The sequence below is a fragment of the Niveispirillum lacus genome (genome assembly GCF_002251795.1).
Taxonomy (GTDB): Bacteria; Pseudomonadota; Alphaproteobacteria; order Azospirillales; family Azospirillaceae; genus Niveispirillum; species Niveispirillum lacus.
Genome location: NZ_NOXU01000028.1, coordinates 193,506 through 210,523, shown reverse-complemented (window position 1 = coordinate 210,523; position 17,018 = coordinate 193,506). Strand labels below are relative to the sequence as shown.

Genomic DNA, 17,018 nt, shown 5'->3' with positions numbered 1-17,018 from the left:
AAAGCATGGGTTCCATGGCGCTTGCCTTGTGTTACATGCCCGGCGGCCCAGCAAACATCTGGTATACCCAGATGGCGAAGCCGTAAGCGGCTACACCCCCGATCGAGAGGGCGGGTATGAAGACGAACGCCAGGAAGATGAACCTCAACAGTTCAACTTTCCGGCTGTCCGGGGCGGGGGCGGCATCCATGATATCCTGTTGAGATCTATTGTTTGCTGGGAAAACCATAGCGTCATGTATCCGAACAAGCATTGATCAGAATCAATTTACCAGAGCCAGAATAATAATCACCTATGTCAAATGTAATATTAAAAATGGCGGCGTTGATTATCAACAAATACACGTTTGATAATTGTCAATTCATTGGAGAATGTAAGGGCCTCTCCTTCTCGTGAGACCTATCTGCTCAGGGCGAGGGTGCTGCTTCTGAGGCCCTGTCGTCGGCTCGTCACGGCAGTGCAACAATTCTCCTGTAACAGCCACTCCAATGCATGTGACTGAATGGACTTGCCAGGATGGAATGGGCGGAACAGTTGCCAAAGCGCGAGGCGCTGTATGGGTTCATCTTGCGCCGTGTCCGTGATCCATTCTTGGCCGACGATCTGGTACAGGAAACCCTGACCCGTCTGATCGCCTATATGCAGTCCAACAAGGTGGCCGATAGTTTGGCGTTCAGTCTACGGATCGCAACCAACCTGATTTCGGACCATTACCGGATGCGCGGTACCGGCCACGCGGAGGTTCTGGAGCCAGAGATGGCCTGTCATCGCCCCAGTGCCGAACAAACAGTCATGGCGCGGCAGCGGGCCGACGCGCTCGCGCGGGCTTTGGAACGCATGCCGCCCCTGCGTCGTGAGGTGTTCATCCGCCGGCGTCTCCATGGGCAGAGTTATCGGGAGATCGCGCAGGCCCTAAACCTAAATGTGGCAGCCGTTGAGAAGCATGTCGTCAGGGCCTTGGAATGGCTTCATAGCGAGATGGGCCGGGAGGGCGCCCGATGAGCGGGGACCCATTGATGCTGCCCGCTAACCAGGACATGGCAAAAGGCGGTGCCTATTGGGCCCTGCGTGAGGTGGAGGGGCCAGCCCTCTCTCCAGCGGAGGAGGTGGAGCGTGCCGCTTGGCTGGCGGCCGATCCAGCTCACCCGGATGACTTGCGGGCGATGCGGGACATTCTTCTGGATGATGCCCTTGCTGTGGCCATGACCCGGTACATCACCACCGAACCTGCGATGCGACAGCCCAGTCGTAGGGCGTTGCTTGGTGGAAGTATCGCCGCTGCACTGGCCCTATCAATTGGTGCCCCCCTCCTTGTACACCGCGAACAGGTGGATGGTGCTGGATGGGTGAGCGTGCCACAAGGAACAATCCAACCCATAACCCTGGCCGATGGAAGCCAGGTGACTGTCAATGGCCGTACTGAATTGTTTGCATCCACGCTGATGCCTACACGACACGTCATGTTGGCGCGGGGGGAGGCCTTTTTCCAGGTGGCAACCACACAGGTAGGACCCCCGTTTGACATTGTCTGTGGCCCCGCGCGTATCCAGACAAAGGCTGGGGCCTTGAATCTTGATCTCGTAGAGGGGTTGACAGAAATTTCTGTCTATGAAGGCGCAGCCCTTGTCACAGTTGGCGAACAGGCTGTCCGGCTGTCGAAGGGCGAACGTGCCGGTGTTACGGGACTAAAGTTGAACCCGCCGACCGCTTTCGACCCGCAGGCAGGTGACTTCCGTTCTGGGTGGCTGGTGACCCAAGGCCTTTCATTGGCGCAACTGACAGAGCGGCTTAACCGTACCGCCCCCGTTCCCGTCCATATCGCTGATCCGGCTATCGCCGGGCGCCGTGTGGCTGGGCGGTTCAAACTCACTGAACCGGACCGGTTGTTGGCCTCGCTTGGTAAACTGCATGGTTTTACGGTGCGGCATCGCGGTGGGGTGCTGGAACTGGTGACCGTTTGAACGCTTGTCATGTAAGTGCCCTTAAACATTCATATAATTGTCCTGTCCGGTTTTGGTGTCCCAGCCCGTCTTTCCCTTGATCCTGCGCCTCATGGCGGCGCCAGCGTTCCTTGGGGGAAAAGACGTGAAGACCATTCGAATTGCCCTGCTGGCCGGGGTGGCCTTGGCTCCTTTGTCGCCGGCAGTGTCTGCTGCCCTGGCGCAGCAACCGACGATGGCCAGTTCCAATCTGTCCATTCCAGCGGGTGATCTGGCTGGCGCGCTGGACCGCTTCTCACGTCAGACTGGTCTGCAGGTCATGGCCGATCCGTCCCTTCTGTCGGGCAAACGGACCCAAGGGGTAAACGGGCCGGTGGCCATCCAGGCGGGTTTACGCCAGCTTCTGGCCGGTACTGGCCTTGACTTCCAACTGGACGGGGAGACAGTGTTGCTGCTTCGGCAGGCGGCAAGTGCCACCCCTGCTTCAGCCCCGTTTTCGGCTTCCGTCCAGCCCCAGGTAGCCGCGGCACCAGAACTGGAAGAGATTATCGTCACCGGCTTTAAGGGGTCCATCACCCGCGCCTTGGATATCAAGCGTGAGGCCAACAGCATTGTGGATGCCATATCCGCCGAGGATATTGGCAAGTTCCCCAGCCAGAACATTGCCGAGGCGTTGCAGCGCGTCCCTGGCATTTCCATCGTGCGTGACAGGGGGGAGGGGCTTTTTGTACGCGTGCGCGGTCTGGGTGCGAATTTCCAGACGACGACCCTGAACGGGCGCAGCGCTGCGGTAAACGAGAATGTGCGCGACAGTGGCCAGAGCGGGCGGCAGTTCCGCTTCGATACCCTGCCATCCGAACTGGTCTCTCGTGTTGATGTCATCAAGAGCCCGACCGCTGCCCTGGATGAGGGCGCGATCGGTGGCATTGTCGATGTCCGCACCTTCCGTCCCCTGGATCTGAAAGATACCGAACACGCCTTTTCCGCCACTCTCTCCTATCCGGAATTGGCGGATAAGCTGGATACGCGTTTCTCCGGTCTGACCAGTTGGCGCAATGAGGAGCGGACCTTCGGGGTGCTGCTGGCCGCCGTCTATGACCAGCGCTCCATGCGCCAGGACCGGGCCATGAATGGCGGCTGGTCCTATCTGCCCGCCGGCATCGACACCAATGGCGACCGGGTGGCCGACAGCGGCCCCATCTATCGTTCCGCCAGCACCCGCCCCACACTGGAGCAGGAAGAACGCGAACGGATCGGCCTGTCGGGTGCGGTGCAGTGGTTTCCCACACCGGACATCGATATCAATCTGGACCTCGCCTATACCGATCTTGACATCAAGTATGATGAGTTGACCTATTCGGCGGATTTCAACTGGGCGCAGTTGGTCCCGAATACCGCCGTGATCCGCGAAGGTGTACTGGTGGCCGGCACAGTCGGTGCCTCCAGCCAGATCGGGCGCGAACAGTCGGACCTGGCGCATGAGAACCTGCAGGCCGGCTTGAACGGGGCCTTCCGCTTTGGTGATGGCTGGACGCTGACGGCGGACACCGCCTATTCCCGCGCCTACAGCGATACGCCCACGCCCATCCGCCGTTCGCGCGTGCTGGGTCCCGTCGGCAATGTCGCCTTTGAGTACTTCCCTGCCGGTGATCAGGTGCACAATTTGCGGTTCGTGACGGCCAACCTGAACAGCCCGGCCACCTTGCCGGGGCGCCGCCTGGAGTGGCGCGTGAATGACAGCCTGGATACAGAAAAGGCTGGCCAGATTGATTTGGAAAAAGAACTGGGATGGGGGCCAGTTTCAGCGGTGCAGGCCGGTGTGAAATACCGTGATCGCCTGCGCGATTATGATCGTCGCGACTTGACCATCACCCGCGACCGGAATGGCCGATCCATCACCGGCACCTTCTATGGTCCGGAATATTATGAGACCAGTTTTCTGGTTGACGACTTCCTGGGTCAGACAAGCGCAACCCTGCCGCGTGAATGGGTTGTACCCAACGGCGACAAGTTCTTTGAACTGATGGATCCCGCCCTGATCAATCAGCCGCTGGCCCGTGCCGACCTGCGCAATTCCTACCGCATCACCGAAAGGATCAAGTCCGCCTATATTATGGCCGATCTGGATGGCGAGGTAGCGGGCCTGCCGGTGCGCGGCAATGCCGGCGTGCGGGTGGCAGGCACCAAACAGGTCTCCGCCGGGCATGCCGATGATGGCCGGAAGGCGGACCCGGTGCGGTTCGAAAAGGACTATACCGACATCCTGCCGTCCGCCAACCTGGCCGTTGACCTGACCGATGATTTGGTCAGCCGCGTGTCGGTGGCCAAGGTCATCACGCGGCCCTCTCTGGCCGATCTGGCCCCGCGTCTGACCCTGAATTCGTCGGACAGGATTTTCACGGCGGTGGGCGGCAACCCTAACCTGGAACCGTTTGAGGCTTGGCAATATGACGCCACGCTGGAATGGTATTTCGCCCCCAGCAGCGCCCTGATCGGCGGCCTGTTCTATAAGGATATCGGCACCTTCATGACCACCCGTAAATCGACGCTGGTCGTGGACGGGGTGGATTATGAGCTGTCAGCCCGCGTCAATGGCGGTGATGCCAGCATCAAGGGCGTCGAAATCGCCTATCAGCAGACCTTCGACATGCTACCGGAGCCATTCAACGGGCTAGGCTTGCTAGCCAACTATACCTTCACCGATACCGAGGCCACTTACTTCGATGGAACCCGGATCATCAAGGATGATCTGGAGAACGTGGCCCGCCACAGTTTCAATCTGACGGGCTTTTATGAAAACGGGCCGATCGGTCTCCGCCTGTCCTATAGCTGGCGCGGCGACGTGCTGGCCCAGGTTGGCACCAACGGGCTGGAAAACGCCAATGACAAGGCGTTCGGTTCCCTGGATGGTAATGTCACCTGGCAGATCAACGACAACCTGACCCTGGTGGCCGAGGCGATGAACATCACCGACGAGGCGCAGTGGCAGTTCGTGGCCGACGATCTGTTCTCCCGTTACGACTATTATGGCCGAACCTTAACGCTGGGCCTGAGGGCCAAGTTCTGATCCGTCATCCCTGACTGTCCATCCGTTTCGGAGCTTGTTTCCCATGCTGTCCCGTCGCCAATGGCTGAAGAATGCAACCGCCGCTTCCCTGGGTTTTGCCGGTCTGGCCGCCTTTGCGGCGCGCGGCGGGACAGCGCCATTTTCCTTGCCCCTGGAACGGGATCCGGCGGGATTGTTGGACCTGCCAAAAGGGTTTTCCTATCGGGTAATCTCCCGTACCGGGGATGAAATGTCCGACGGTTTCCCGACACCAGGTGCGCCCGATGGCATGGCAGCGTTCGCCATCCCTGGCGACCCTGATCGCTGTCGGCTGGTGCGCAACCATGAACTCAACCCAACGGTCACTGATCGGGGCGCCTTCGGACCAGACCACAGTCTGGCCCGACGTCTGTCGCGCGATCTGATTTATGATTTCGCACCGGATGGGCGCCCGCTGCTGGGCGGGACCAGCAGCTTTACCTACAATCTGCGCACCGGGCGGATCGAACAATCCAACCTGTCATTGGCGGGCACCACCCAGAACTGCGCCGGCGGGGCCACCCCCTGGGGAAGCTGGCTGACCTGCGAGGAGCGGGCGGACAGGGCAGGTCCGCTGACCGGCAAGGATCATGGCTTTGTGTTCGAGGTGCCAGCGGGTGCCACCACCCCGGTCAAGCCTGTGCCCATTAAGGCCATGGGCCGCTTCATGCACGAAGCCGCTGCTGTCGATCCGGCGACCGGCATCGTTTATCTGACCCAGGATGAACCCCGTTGTCTGTTCTATCGCTACTTGCCCAACTACAGAGGAGAGCTGGTAAAAGGGGGACGGCTGCAAGCACTTTGCATCCGGGGACATCATATGGCCGATCTGCGTAACTGGCCTGTGGACAGCGAACCTGGCTGGGGTGCAGGCACAGTGAAGACTGGCCAAAGCCTGACGGTCGACTGGATCGACCTGGACCGGGTCGACGCGCCCGATGGCGACCTGAACCAACGCGGCGCCGCCAGGGGGGCTGCCCTGTTCAGCCGGGGGGAGGGTATCATCTTTGGTCGCAGCCCTGATGGCCGGCCGGAGATCTACTTCACCACCACCGATGCGGGCGCCGCACAGGTGGGGCAGGTCTGGCGCTATCACCCATCACCCCAAGAAGGGCAATCCGGCGAACAGGCCAGCCCTGGAACCCTGGAACTGTTCTATGAAAGCCCTGGCGAACAAGCGATGGAGGCCGGGGATAATCTGACCGTTGCGCCCTGGGGTGGCCTGATCTTGTGTGAGGATCGGCCTGTCGGGAACCGCCCGGTACGAAACCATCTGCAAATCTTGACCCGTCGAGGTGAGTTGATCCCATTCGCCACCAACCTGCACAAGGATAATGGTGAGTTTACGGGTGTCTGTTTTTCACCGGATGCATCAACCCTGTTCGTGAATATCCAGCGGCCAGGCCTCACGCTTGCTATCACTGGCCCCTGGCGGATGATGCCCACTGCCTGATATGGCTTGTCACCGCCGGGCAGAAACCATGATCAAGGACCGTGCTTGGTTTAGTTGCCGGCGTGGTCCATGTAGTTTGGTCAGTGAATGTCGGCATCAGTGGCGGCAGCCGCCATGATCGGATTGGATGAGGCTGGGTTGTTCCACATCTTAGATGTGGCTGGCCAGTTGCATCACATCAAGCGCGGAGCGGGTCACGAAATCTGCTCCAATTCGCTGGAAGGCCGAAGGGGAGGCGACGACCGCAGGACCACCAATGGCAATCTTCACACGTCTGATCTTGGGCGTGGTCTGTACACGGCGGATTACTTCTGTACATTCACGTATTTCGTCAACGCGACTGACAGAGATACCAAGGAGATCGTAGGGTTTGCGAGATAGGCGCTCATACAGAACTTCGTCAATCTCAAGATCACTGCCGCCATCAACAGCCCAGCCCATGTCACGGAAGCACGAGGCCACGATGGATACGCCAATCGTATGTTGCGCACCATGTGTACGGGCCAGGAGGACACGACGCTGCGCCGTTGGCTCCACTGTAGAGACTGTGCTAGCATGGGAGACATGGTTGACAATCATGCTGAGCCGCGTCGACGCGACGGCGACCTGCATAAAGTCGGTTTCATCCGTGCACCAACGGTTACCCAGTTCTGTTGCAACCGGCGCAAACAGATGGACGGCGAGTGTCCGCACAGGAACCGTTTCACGCAGTAACTCGTCGATGAAATGGCGGTGGTGACGCGGGTCCGGGTTGATCAAGCACTCCAGAAGGCTGGTGCGATAGCTGATTGCCTTGTCTGCACCGGGCATCTGTCGCGCCATGGGGTGGTGTTCGGGATGCAGCATCAGGTCGCTCTCGATCCCTGTATCCGGATCAAGTGCAGATGCATGGTCCGGGTGGCTGGCACCCACGATGCTGGATACTGAACCCCGGATCGCACGCTCAAGCGTACGGTGATCGCTGGTGCTCAGATGAGCATCGGCGGCTGTTCCCCTAGTCTGTCCGGATTTCAAGGCCTTTGGCGGATTGGGTAACCCGCTGGTCCTGGTATGATCTTTTTCGGCCATGTCCCCCCCGGTGATTGGCCTGGGAAGTAAGCCTTCCTCACAGAGGAAGATTACCGCATCCCCACATTTCTGCAATTTTTTTCATCGCCGGATCAATTTTTGCCATGGTCCGGCGCGATCCGCTTACTCCGCCGCGATACGGCGTGAGCCAGGCGACGGGCGTTCCGGCCCAGTGTAACTGAGTGGTGGTTGCCCCTCTCTGCCGGTACGCGCGAGCGTGCCAACAACCAATTGTTCAATATGGTCGGCATTCAGGCGTGCCGTTGCGTACATCTCATCAGGCGCGGCTTGCGCGATAAAACTGTCAGGCAACGTCATGGTCCGCACGCCGCACCGGCCATCTAGCATGCCGCGGCCGGCAAGGTAGTGCAGCACCAGGGCGCCGAATCCACCGGTCGCTCCTTCTTCAATCGTCACTAGCAACCGATGATTGGAAACCAGTTCGTCGATCAGAGCCGTGTCCAGCGGCTTTGCAAAGCGTGCATCTGCAACGGTGACAGAAATACCCCGTTCAGCCAGGGATTGCCGCGCAGCGAGACATTGTCCCAGTCGTGTGCCAAAGGATAACAGCGCGACGGTCGAGCCAGTTTCCACCACGCGTCCGCGACCAATCGGTAGGATGCTTCCCTTTGCCGGTAGATCGATCCCGGACCCCTCTCCCCGCGGATACCGAAAGGCGATAGGGCCTGCATCATGTGCCGCAGCCGTCGCCACCATGTGCATCAGTTCTGTATCATCGCTGGCGGCCATCACGGTGAAACCGGGCAGGTTTGCCAGATAGCCGATGTCAAAGGCGCCGGCATGGGTTGGGCCATCGGCGCCGACCAGTCCGGCGCGGTCGATGGCAAAACGAACGGGTAAGCCCTGCAGCGCGACATCATGCACAATCTGATCATAAGCCCGCTGTAGAAACGTGGAGTAGATCGTGCAGAAGGGCCGCATGCCGCCCGCTGCTAAGCCTGCTGCAAAAGTGACGGCGTGTTGCTCTGCAATACCGACATCAAAGCTGCGTTCTGGAAAGGCACGAGCGAACATATCGATTCCTGTGCCGCCAGCCATAGCGGCGGTAATAGCGACAATACGGGGGTCGCACTCAGCTTCCGCTATCAAGGCATTGGCGAACACTTTTGTGAAACTGGGGCCAGTGGCGCGGGGCTTTGCCTGTGCGCCCGTCGCAATGTCGAAGGGCGTAACTCCGTGGAGCTTGTCTGCGGCCTGCTCGGCATGGACATATCCCGCCCCTTTACGGGTTACGGCGTGCAGTAGAACCGGTCCGTCCGCGTCTTGGCGCAGACCGCGCAAGGTAGCCAACAGTCCCTTCAAATCGTGCCCATCGACAGGGCCGTGATAGGAAAAACCCAACTGTTCGAACAGGCTGGTGATTGCGGCGGACGAACCATCTTCCTGACCAGACCTTAATGGCGCCGCCAGTTTGCCAAGATGGGTTGACAGCGCACCCGTGGGTGGCGAGATCGACATGGCATTGTCATTAAGAATGACATAAATGCGACGCCCCAATGCGCCTGCATTGTTGATAGCTTCAAATGCCATGCCCGCCGACATGGCGCCATCACCGATGACGCAGACGACATCGCCGATATCGGCCCCGAAGTCCCGTGCAACGGCAAATCCCAGTCCAGCGGAAATGGACGTTGAGGAATGGGCGGCCCCAAACGGATCATGTTCGCTTTCGGTACGGCGGGTGAAGCCGGAGGGACCGCCCTTTTTCCGAAGCGCCCGCATGGCAGCACGTCGACCTGTCAACAGCTTGTGGGGATAACACTGGTGGCCGACATCCCAGATCAACTTATCCCGGGGTGTGTCGAAAACGGCATGGATCGCCACTGTTAATTCAATGACCCCCAGGCTTGAGCCAAGATGGCCGCCTGTTTCAGAGACGAGATTGATCGTTTCTGATCGAAGCTCCCCAGCCAAACACAGCAACTCGTCATCGGATAACACCCGCAGGTCCGAGGGATCGCGGACACGATCAAGCAAGGGTGTTGTTGAAGATACGGATAAAAGGCTCATTGCGTATCCTCCCGCGCATGAGCACCAACCGCCCCGCGCCCGCAGGTGGTTCCTGCCGTCTTTTTGCGTGAACGCCCGAGCCTTTATGGCAAGGCGTGACAGGAAGGATTGTCGGGGAAATGAGACGGTGTGTAAACTTTTATTTACACTTTTGGATGATTTTGGCACCGCCCGTGTTGACAGGCGGTGCCGATCCCACTGTCACTTGCGCGGACTGTACTGATTGAGATAGGCAATGACGTCGATGATCTCCTTGTCGGTCTTCAAACCGGGGAACGCCATCTTCGTGCCGTTGACCATCGCCCTGGGGTTCGGGAGGTAGGTCTTCAGCAAGGCTTCATCCCAGGTTTTCCCAACCCCAAACTCTACCATCGGCTTGGAGTAGGTGTAGCCTGCAACGCTGCCTGGCTGCCGTCCGATCAAGCCCATCAGTGACGGACCGACCTTCGACTTCTCATTGTCGACATTGTGGCAGGCCATACATTTGTTGAAGACTATCTTGCCGGCCGCAGGATCGCCGTCCACGGCATGCGATGTCACCGGTACAAGCGAAAGCAAAATCAAACAGGCAGACGCAGTGAATTTGGACATGGTTCAACTCCCCTAGCGCAGTTTCAGTTCGCGGTGAAGGCCAAGAACCAGTCGGTTGGGTCCAACTGAGCGACATTTTGCCGGATCAATGTGATCGTTGCGGATCGTGTCCGTTCGTTTACTGTCTCAACTGCCAAAGGGGCAAAAGGAGTAGATGATGGCGGCCTTGGTTTTTGTTTTCATCGTTCTGGCCGCCGCTTCCAGCGGGGCGATCTTTAAACCTGGAGAATGGTACGAGAGTTTGCGTAAACCATCCTGGACGCCGCCGAAATGGGCCTTTCCAGTCGTTTGGACGTTACTTTATGCCGCAATCACCTATGCCGGTTGGCAGGTCTGGGAGCGAGCGGGCTGGTCTTTGCCGATGATGTTCTGGGCCATGCAGATCGTCGTTAACGCGTTTTGGTCGTGGTTTTTTTTCGGGTTGCGTCGGATGGGTTTGGCGCTGGTGGATATTTTTCTGCTCTGGGTTTCGATCGCTGGCTTCATCCTCACGGCGTGGCCGGTATCGGAGGTCGCCGCACTGCTCTTTCTGCCTTATCTGGTCTGGGTGACCATCGCAGGTTGCCTGAACTATTCTGTTTTGCGGCTGAATGCGCGCCGGTGATTGCCGCCGCGCATAAGGATGTCGATGGCGTGCGCCACCAATGACCCTGCGAGCAAAGCCATGATCCAGATGGAATTGCTGTCGCGGAGGGCTAGCCCCAGAGCCGCCAGAAGACATGTTCCTGAACAGGCATTGGCCCACAGGACCCGGAACCGTCGTCGTGGGTTGTTGGCAATAACGGATAGCGCTACCGTTTCGGTCCATAGGATCAGTATGGCGACCACGGTGATCCACCCGCTGTGGAGTGCTTCAAGCAGCAGGTCCATGGCCACCCACCCTGACACCAACCAATGCCGCAAGATCCTTGAAGAATACGCGCACATGGGCCAGCGGGTCGCGCCGCACCAGAGCCTTGTTCAGGTATGATTCCCACGTGAGGCGCTGTACGTCAGGGTCAGCACACATGGCGACGAACTTTTCCCGAAAGCGGTCGTTGCGATACCATATGGCCTGCATCAGCCCGAGAATGAAGAAGATCCGGCCGTGCGCCCGCATGAACTGGCGCCGGGCCTCCCTCAAGGCAGAGACTTGACCGGTTTCAAGACATTTCTGGACCGCATCGGCGCAGAGACGGCCACACAGCATGGCGTAATGGATGCCCTCGCCAGAGGCTGGTGCGACAGTGCCGGCTGCATCGCCGGTCAACAGAACATTACGGCCGTTATCCCACCGCCGCATGGGCTTTAGTGGCAGCGGCGCGCCCTCCCGACGCACGATTTTGCAGTCAGCCAGACCAGCCTTCACCCGCAATGCCGCAGTTGCACCACGTAAGTCGTGGCCTTTTACGCCGGACCCGCAGCCAATGGATGTGTGGCTTCCGTGCGGAAACACCCAGCCGTAAAAGTCCGGCGATACGCGTCCATCATAGATGACGTCACACCGGTCAGGGGCAAAGGACGGGGCCATTCCCTCCGCTGGGCTTTCCACAATCTCGTGGTAAGCGAATACATAAGGCGGACGCTTGTTGGCCGGGAACATCAGGCGGCGGACGGTTGAATTTGCACCATCGGCCCCAATCACCATGCGCGCACGGAGGATCAGCGGCGATGCGGTAGGATCGCCGTCGGTGGCGGCAAGGGAGAGCCAAAGGGAGCGATCAACACGTTCCTCCAGCCCGATCAGTTTGCCGGTGAACAGGTGTGCACCGGCGCGTTCGGCCCTGGCGCGCAAATAAGGATCGAAAGTGGCGCGGTCCACCATGCCAACAAAACCAATGTCGCCAATCTGCATGTCGACCTGCTGGCCGGAGGGTGCGATGATCCGAGCCGCTCCGGCGCGTGCCACCAGCAGTTCCTCTGGGATCGCAAAATCTTTCAGAGTACGCGATGGGATCGCGCCACCGCATGGTTTGATGCGGTTGCCAGGGTCGACCAGCAACACGCTGTACCCGTTCTCAACCAACCGTTCTGCGGCCATCGCCCCGCTGGGGCCACCACCGATGACAGCCACGTCGAACATGTGCGGCCAGTCTTTGTCTTGAGGCTTTGAGGGAGATTGGGCGCCTGTGCCTGTCGCGGTCATCGGCTACTCCGCTGCCTGGATGGAGGGTGCAGAAGACTTTGGCATGGTCTCAATCGGCCGGTGGCGTCCGATGCGTAATGCTACCAGTGTTGAGGCGATGAAGAGCGTTGCTTCAAGCGCAAACACCAGTCCAAAGGCACTTGCATCACGGCCTGTGATCAACCGCCCCACATCCAGCGCGACGCTGCCCAGTATGCCGCCGAGACCAAAGGAAACAGCCTGTGCGGCTCCCCAAACCCCCATGCGCATGCCGGCATTGCCGGTCCGCCCCTGCGCCGCCAGTTGCATCATGGTCCCAATGGCGGCAACGGCAAACATACCGTTGGCAAACCCCAGGACAAAGATATGCGGTGACAACGGCCAATTTGGGGCGACGGTTGCAGCGAAACAGAGTAACGCCAACGCGGCGGCAGAGCCAAGACAGCCAGTTATGATGAACAACTTCGACAATCCGGGAAAACGCCCCGCGAAGACCAATCCACCGATACCGACTACGGCCATTCCAGCGAAGACACCGGCGTGCTGTACACCGGATAACTGTGTTGACTGTCCTGGTGTCATGCCAAACAGCAAGCCGGCAAAAGGTTCCAGAATCAGATCCTGGGTCGAATAGGCCAGCATTGACATGGCGATAAACAGCGTGAACAGGCGGGCCTCACCATCCTGCCATACCTCCCGCAGACTATCCGTAAAACGGACTCTTTTTGCACTTTCTGCAAGGACCGGGGTGACAGTTGGTTTGCGCTCGATGCCCAGCACCGCCATCCAAGCCACTCCAAACGCAACGGCGCCCGTCCCGGCTGTCACCTCGACAAGACGGAGATGAGAATAGGGTTCCAGCATGAGGCCGGTCAGGATGGAGGTGACGATGATACCGAAGATCATCATCATCCAGGTGATCGTTGCTGCCGTCGCGCGACGCTCCGGTGGTGTGCGCGTTGCCAGCAGGGCGAGAAGGGACGTACCACTGGCGCCGATCCCGACCCCAATCAGCACATAGGCGACGAACGCCACCATCAGGCCCGTTGCCGGACTGTCGTCAAACAACAAAGTTGAGGCAGAGGCAAGAGTGCCTGAAAGAGCCAGCAATGCCAGTCCAAGAAGGATCCAAATCGTGCGGCTGCTTCCAGTATCTGACCGGTGCCCCCAAAGCGGCCTGGTGATCTGCACACCGTAATGTACACCGACCAGGAGACCTGGAATGGTCGCAACCAGTCCCAGTTCAACGACCATGACGCGGTTCAAGGTCGAGTTTGTCAAAACCACAATCGCGCCCAAAGCGGCCTGCACCAACCCTAGCCGCAGAATATCGAGCCAGCCGAGAACCTCTCTGCGACCGGTCATCCGGGCGGTGTCACGGTGGGAGACGGCGTGAGCGCTTGTGCTCATGGCAAATCCTCAGCCGATGGGTGTGGTCAGAAAGGCTTGCCGCAAGCCGAAGGCGGCCAACATCATACCGGACACATAAAGGCCGACGCCGACTGAGGAATACCAGACAGCCCGACCCACTGGATCGGCTAGAAAACGGCGCATGCAGGCCACCTGGATCGCCAGTAAAAGGGCGATGCCGGAAGCGTGGTAGGGTAGCGACCAGTAGGCGAGCAGACCGATAACAGCCAATTGTGGAACCGCCATCACGACGCAAGCAATGCGGGCCGCAACTGAAGCGCCATGCAATACCGGCAATGTGGAGATATTCATCTCCGTGTCGCCCCGTATCGATTTAAAATCGTTCAGCGTTAGGATGCCGTGCGCGCCGACCCCATATAGCAGCGCAACCAACAGAAGCGGCGTTTCCGGTACAAGGCCTGTCATCGCCGTCGCTGCGGTAATCCACGGCAAAGTCTCATAGCTTAGCCCCACCGCCGAATTACCGATCCACCCATTCTGTTTAAAGCGGAAAGGCGGCGCGCTGTACCCCCATGCCAGGGCCAATCCGGCCAACGCTGCGACAAAGACCAAAGGCCCAAGAACCGCTGCCACCGCAGCTGACAGTGCCGACATCAGCAGTGCGATATACAGGCCCCAGCGGCCGGGCATGCGTCCCGAAGGGATCACACGGTCCGGCTCGTTAATCGCATCAACATGCCGATCAAACCAGTCATTCACAGCCTGACTGGTGCCGCACAGCAACGGGCCAGCCAGCAGCATGCCAAGGGCTGCTGCAATGAGTGAGGGGCTTAAGGGCTGCCCCGACGAGATGACGCCGCAGGCATAGGCCCACATGGGGGGAAACCAAGTGATGGGCTTCAGCAGCGCGAGCACCGCAGCGGGGCCCGGCCAGTCACGTCGCAATGTGTCGGTGCGGGTGATGTCCATGACGGGATGCTAGGCCAATGTGGCACAAAGTGTCAATCTGAATTGACACTTTTACATGCAGCGCGTGACACCAATCTCATGGCGCAGCCAGGCGCACACACCGCCGCCACGGTCCGCGGGGTGGACATTATCGACGGCAGATTGGTAATTTCTCAGTTGGACGACGGCCGATAATCTTCCAGACCGTGTCGGCGCAGCTTGATGTACAGGCTCTGCCGTGACAGGCCCAACATCTCCGCTGCCGATGCGCGGTTGTTGTTGGTCTGGTCCAACGCAGCCTCAATGCAGATTTTCTCGATCACTTCCAACGACTCGCGCACCAGATCCTTAAGCGGAACACGACCAACCAAATGGGCAAACCCGTCGGCCTGTTCAGGAGCGCCAGGGGCAGGAATGGCCAAGCGCTCTGAGATGACAGGCTGCGGAACAAAGATTACCTGGGTGAGGCTGGTCTCAGGGTTGCGGCGGGCGGACACCAGCACAGGACGGTCCCCGGAGAGATTGTCCGTCAGGGTCGTTGCGAACCCGCGTACAACCTGTTCTTCCGCCAGTCGTGAATAGAAAACATGCAGGTCGAGTGATGTTTTGGAGAACCAAGTTCCCAGATTGCGGCCGAGGACTTGGGCTGTGGATGGGGCCTGGGCCAGATCAAGGAACAGGGCATTGGCCCCGATGATCTGCCCCTGATCGTTGGTTTGAACAGCGGGTTCCGGCACATCGGAGAGGTCGACAGGCCGTTCGTGGCGCTTTTCCGCCAACTGACGCCGCGCTTCCTGGGCATCCCCGCTCTGCCAGGCGGAGATGATCAGGTTGGTAACGCCATTCTCGCGATAGGAACGGAGGTTGAGTGAAACAGGCTCACCTTTCACTGTCCTTACCGAATCCAACCGAACAGGCCCTGCGCTGTGGCGGGCTTCGCCGATAGCATCGCTCAGCGCGTCCCTGTCGAGCTTACGGAACAGATCGCGGAACGGTTTACCTACAATGCCGGTAACGCCACCGCCTATCAGGCTGATGGCGGCGGCATTGGCATCCAGAACAGTCTTACGCTCACCATCCAGCATGATATGTGCAATGGTGGACACACGAAATGCTGTGCGATAACGGGCTTCAGCTTCCTGAAGTTCCCGATAATCGGCTTCCAGTTCCATCTGTGTTTCCACCAATCGCTGCTGGTCCTGCATCTGCTGGCGCAACTCTCGGCCGATCACGAGTGTGTAGGGGAAACCCTCTGCTGTGTAGGACGTATAAAGGACTGGCAGGTCCGGCTTACCCTCGCAGCCATGGTTGACCTGGTACCCGCGAGCATGCCGCACGCTGTTGCGGCCCGACAGCATCGCATCGATTTTGGCCACAGATTCGATTGTCACCAGATCCTGAAGACGGCGTCCGACGCCCTTGGATATCCCATAGGCGCCAATTTCCGGATCCGTGAAGGCAACGCGCACAACTTTGTGTTCCTTGTCCACCAGCAGCACTAGATCAGCACCAAGGCAGATCAGGGAGACAAGCGATTCGGTATCCAGCGATTTCAGCAGGCTGACGGCAATCTCGGCACCGATCATGGCGGACTTACCGTTAACGGGCTTCATCGTAATTGCCAATCAGGTCGACCACCACTGACGATGACCTGTTGGCCAGACGCTTGTGCCTTATGGCCGAGAGTTTCCAACTCATAAAATTTCTCGCAAATCCTGGACGCGGAGTAGACACTGTCGCAAATGCAGTCAATCCCCAAAGCCACGAGAAAATCAACAAACTCTAATGCAGCGCTGCCTCCTGCGACAATTGGCGTCCGTGAAGCGGGTGCGGCTGATCGTATGAGGCCAACAAGGTCAGCGAATTCCTGCTTCAGGCGCTGGGTGCTCCATCCAATGCAGATCATATCGGCCCGGCGGACCGCTGACTTCAACCCCGCACCCTGCAGATCTTTTCCCTCTAGGATCTGACTGGACCAGCCCATCGCGTCGAACAGCAGTCCCAGAATATGTTGGGCCAATGTATGCTGTTCACCAACAGGTGTCAGCAGTACCACAAAAGGAACCCAGGTCCGGGCCGTTCGCCCTCGGAACTGGAAGGACAAAAGCCTGATAATCTCCTGAAGTCGGGCCGTGCCGATGGTGATATCGACGAAATCACAATCATCATCAATCCATTTCCGGCCGAGTTGCCGGGCTGCCGCCTCTATGAAAAGGACAAAGACAATATCAGGCTGACTGACCGGTATTGCGCGGCGCATCAGTTCCAGTAGCGCTGCTGCCCGCATTCCTGGCTGGACGACCTGCGTGCAGAAGGCGTCCAGGGCAGCATCGTAGCGACGATCATGCTCCAGCCCGATCTCATATCGCGTCGCCAGCTTCTCGGCCGTCATTGGCATAACGGTCCTTTGGATGATGCGGCGGAGCC

15 protein-coding genes are annotated in these 17,018 nt (G+C 59.0%); 5 read left to right on the top strand and 10 right to left on the bottom strand.

Annotated features, from left to right (window positions below; all coding sequences use genetic code 11):
* Window positions 1-31 precede the first annotated feature (31 nt).
* Window positions 32-190, bottom strand: a complete 159-nt coding sequence (locus CHU95_RS11380; RefSeq protein WP_094456502.1) for a periplasmic nitrate reductase, NapE protein — start codon at window positions 188-190, stop codon at window positions 32-34.
* Window positions 191-516: 326 nt separating this feature from the next.
* Here CHU95_RS11380 and CHU95_RS11375 point away from each other — a divergent pair, with 326 nt between their 5' ends.
* The 4 genes from CHU95_RS11375 to CHU95_RS11360 all read left to right on the top strand — a co-directional run bounded on the left by CHU95_RS11375 (window position 517) and on the right by CHU95_RS11360 (window position 6,478).
* Window positions 517-1,002, top strand: a complete 486-nt coding sequence (locus tag CHU95_RS11375; protein ID WP_094456450.1) for an RNA polymerase sigma factor — start codon at window positions 517-519, stop codon at window positions 1,000-1,002.
* Window positions 999-1,961: a FecR family protein gene (locus CHU95_RS11370; RefSeq protein WP_094456449.1), complete on the top strand. Its 963-nt coding sequence runs from the start codon at window positions 999-1,001 to the stop codon at window positions 1,959-1,961. Before CHU95_RS11375 ends, CHU95_RS11370 begins: the two co-directional genes overlap by 4 nt.
* A 124-nt stretch (window positions 1,962-2,085) precedes the next feature.
* On the top strand, window positions 2,086-5,007 hold the full coding sequence (locus tag CHU95_RS11365; RefSeq protein WP_245838156.1) for a TonB-dependent receptor: 2,922 nt from the start codon (window positions 2,086-2,088) through the stop codon (window positions 5,005-5,007).
* A 43-nt stretch (window positions 5,008-5,050) separates the two neighbouring features.
* A complete protein-coding gene (locus tag CHU95_RS11360) occupies window positions 5,051-6,478 on the top strand; it encodes an alkaline phosphatase PhoX (protein WP_094456448.1) in 1,428 nt (475 codons plus the stop codon).
* 150 nt (window positions 6,479-6,628) lie between these two features.
* Here the strand turns inward: CHU95_RS11360 and CHU95_RS11355 are convergent, their stop codons facing one another.
* The 3 genes from CHU95_RS11355 to CHU95_RS11345 all read right to left on the bottom strand — a co-directional run bounded on the left by CHU95_RS11355 (window position 6,629) and on the right by CHU95_RS11345 (window position 10,168).
* A complete protein-coding gene (locus CHU95_RS11355; protein WP_245838155.1) occupies window positions 6,629-7,546 on the bottom strand; it encodes a cobalamin B12-binding domain-containing protein in 918 nt (305 codons plus the stop codon).
* A 123-nt stretch (window positions 7,547-7,669) separates the two neighbouring features.
* Window positions 7,670-9,577: a 1-deoxy-D-xylulose-5-phosphate synthase gene (locus tag CHU95_RS11350; RefSeq protein ID WP_094456447.1), complete on the bottom strand. Its 1,908-nt coding sequence runs from the start codon at window positions 9,575-9,577 to the stop codon at window positions 7,670-7,672.
* A gap of 201 nt (window positions 9,578-9,778) precedes the next feature.
* A complete protein-coding gene (locus CHU95_RS11345) occupies window positions 9,779-10,168 on the bottom strand; it encodes a c-type cytochrome (protein ID WP_094456446.1) in 390 nt (129 codons plus the stop codon).
* Window positions 10,169-10,322: 154 nt separating this feature from the next.
* On the opposite strand from CHU95_RS11345, the gene CHU95_RS11340 reads away from it, so the two are divergent.
* Complete coding sequence (locus tag CHU95_RS11340) at window positions 10,323-10,772, top strand: TspO/MBR family protein (RefSeq protein WP_207762456.1); 450 nt, start codon at window positions 10,323-10,325, stop codon at window positions 10,770-10,772.
* Here CHU95_RS11340 and CHU95_RS22090 read toward each other — a convergent pair.
* The 6 genes from CHU95_RS22090 to CHU95_RS11315 form a co-directional block, all read right to left on the bottom strand.
* On the bottom strand, window positions 10,739-11,038 hold the full coding sequence (locus CHU95_RS22090; protein ID WP_133065509.1) for a hypothetical protein: 300 nt from the start codon (window positions 11,036-11,038) through the stop codon (window positions 10,739-10,741). The genes CHU95_RS11340 and CHU95_RS22090 overlap by 34 nt on opposite strands.
* Window positions 11,022-12,230, bottom strand: a complete 1,209-nt coding sequence (locus CHU95_RS11335) for a geranylgeranyl diphosphate reductase (RefSeq protein WP_094456445.1) — start codon at window positions 12,228-12,230, stop codon at window positions 11,022-11,024. Before CHU95_RS11335 ends, CHU95_RS22090 begins: the two co-directional genes overlap by 17 nt.
* Window positions 12,231-12,296: 66 nt before the next feature.
* Entirely contained in the window at window positions 12,297-13,583 is a 1,287-nt protein-coding gene (locus CHU95_RS11330) for a BCD family MFS transporter (RefSeq protein WP_245838162.1), read from the bottom strand.
* Window positions 13,584-13,691: 108 nt separating this feature from the next.
* Entirely contained in the window at window positions 13,692-14,612 is a 921-nt protein-coding gene (gene chlG / locus CHU95_RS11325) for a chlorophyll synthase ChlG (RefSeq protein WP_094456443.1), read from the bottom strand.
* A 152-nt stretch (window positions 14,613-14,764) separates the two neighbouring features.
* The gene (ppsR, locus tag CHU95_RS11320; RefSeq protein WP_094456442.1) at window positions 14,765-16,204 is read right to left on the bottom strand and encodes a transcriptional regulator PpsR; all 1,440 of its coding nucleotides are present in this window, start codon (window positions 16,202-16,204) and stop codon (window positions 14,765-14,767) included.
* Window positions 16,201-16,983: a cobalamin B12-binding domain-containing protein gene (locus CHU95_RS11315; RefSeq protein WP_133065508.1), complete on the bottom strand. Its 783-nt coding sequence runs from the start codon at window positions 16,981-16,983 to the stop codon at window positions 16,201-16,203. The genes ppsR and CHU95_RS11315 overlap by 4 nt, the downstream gene beginning before the upstream one ends.
* Between the last annotated feature and the right edge of the window lie 35 nt (window positions 16,984-17,018).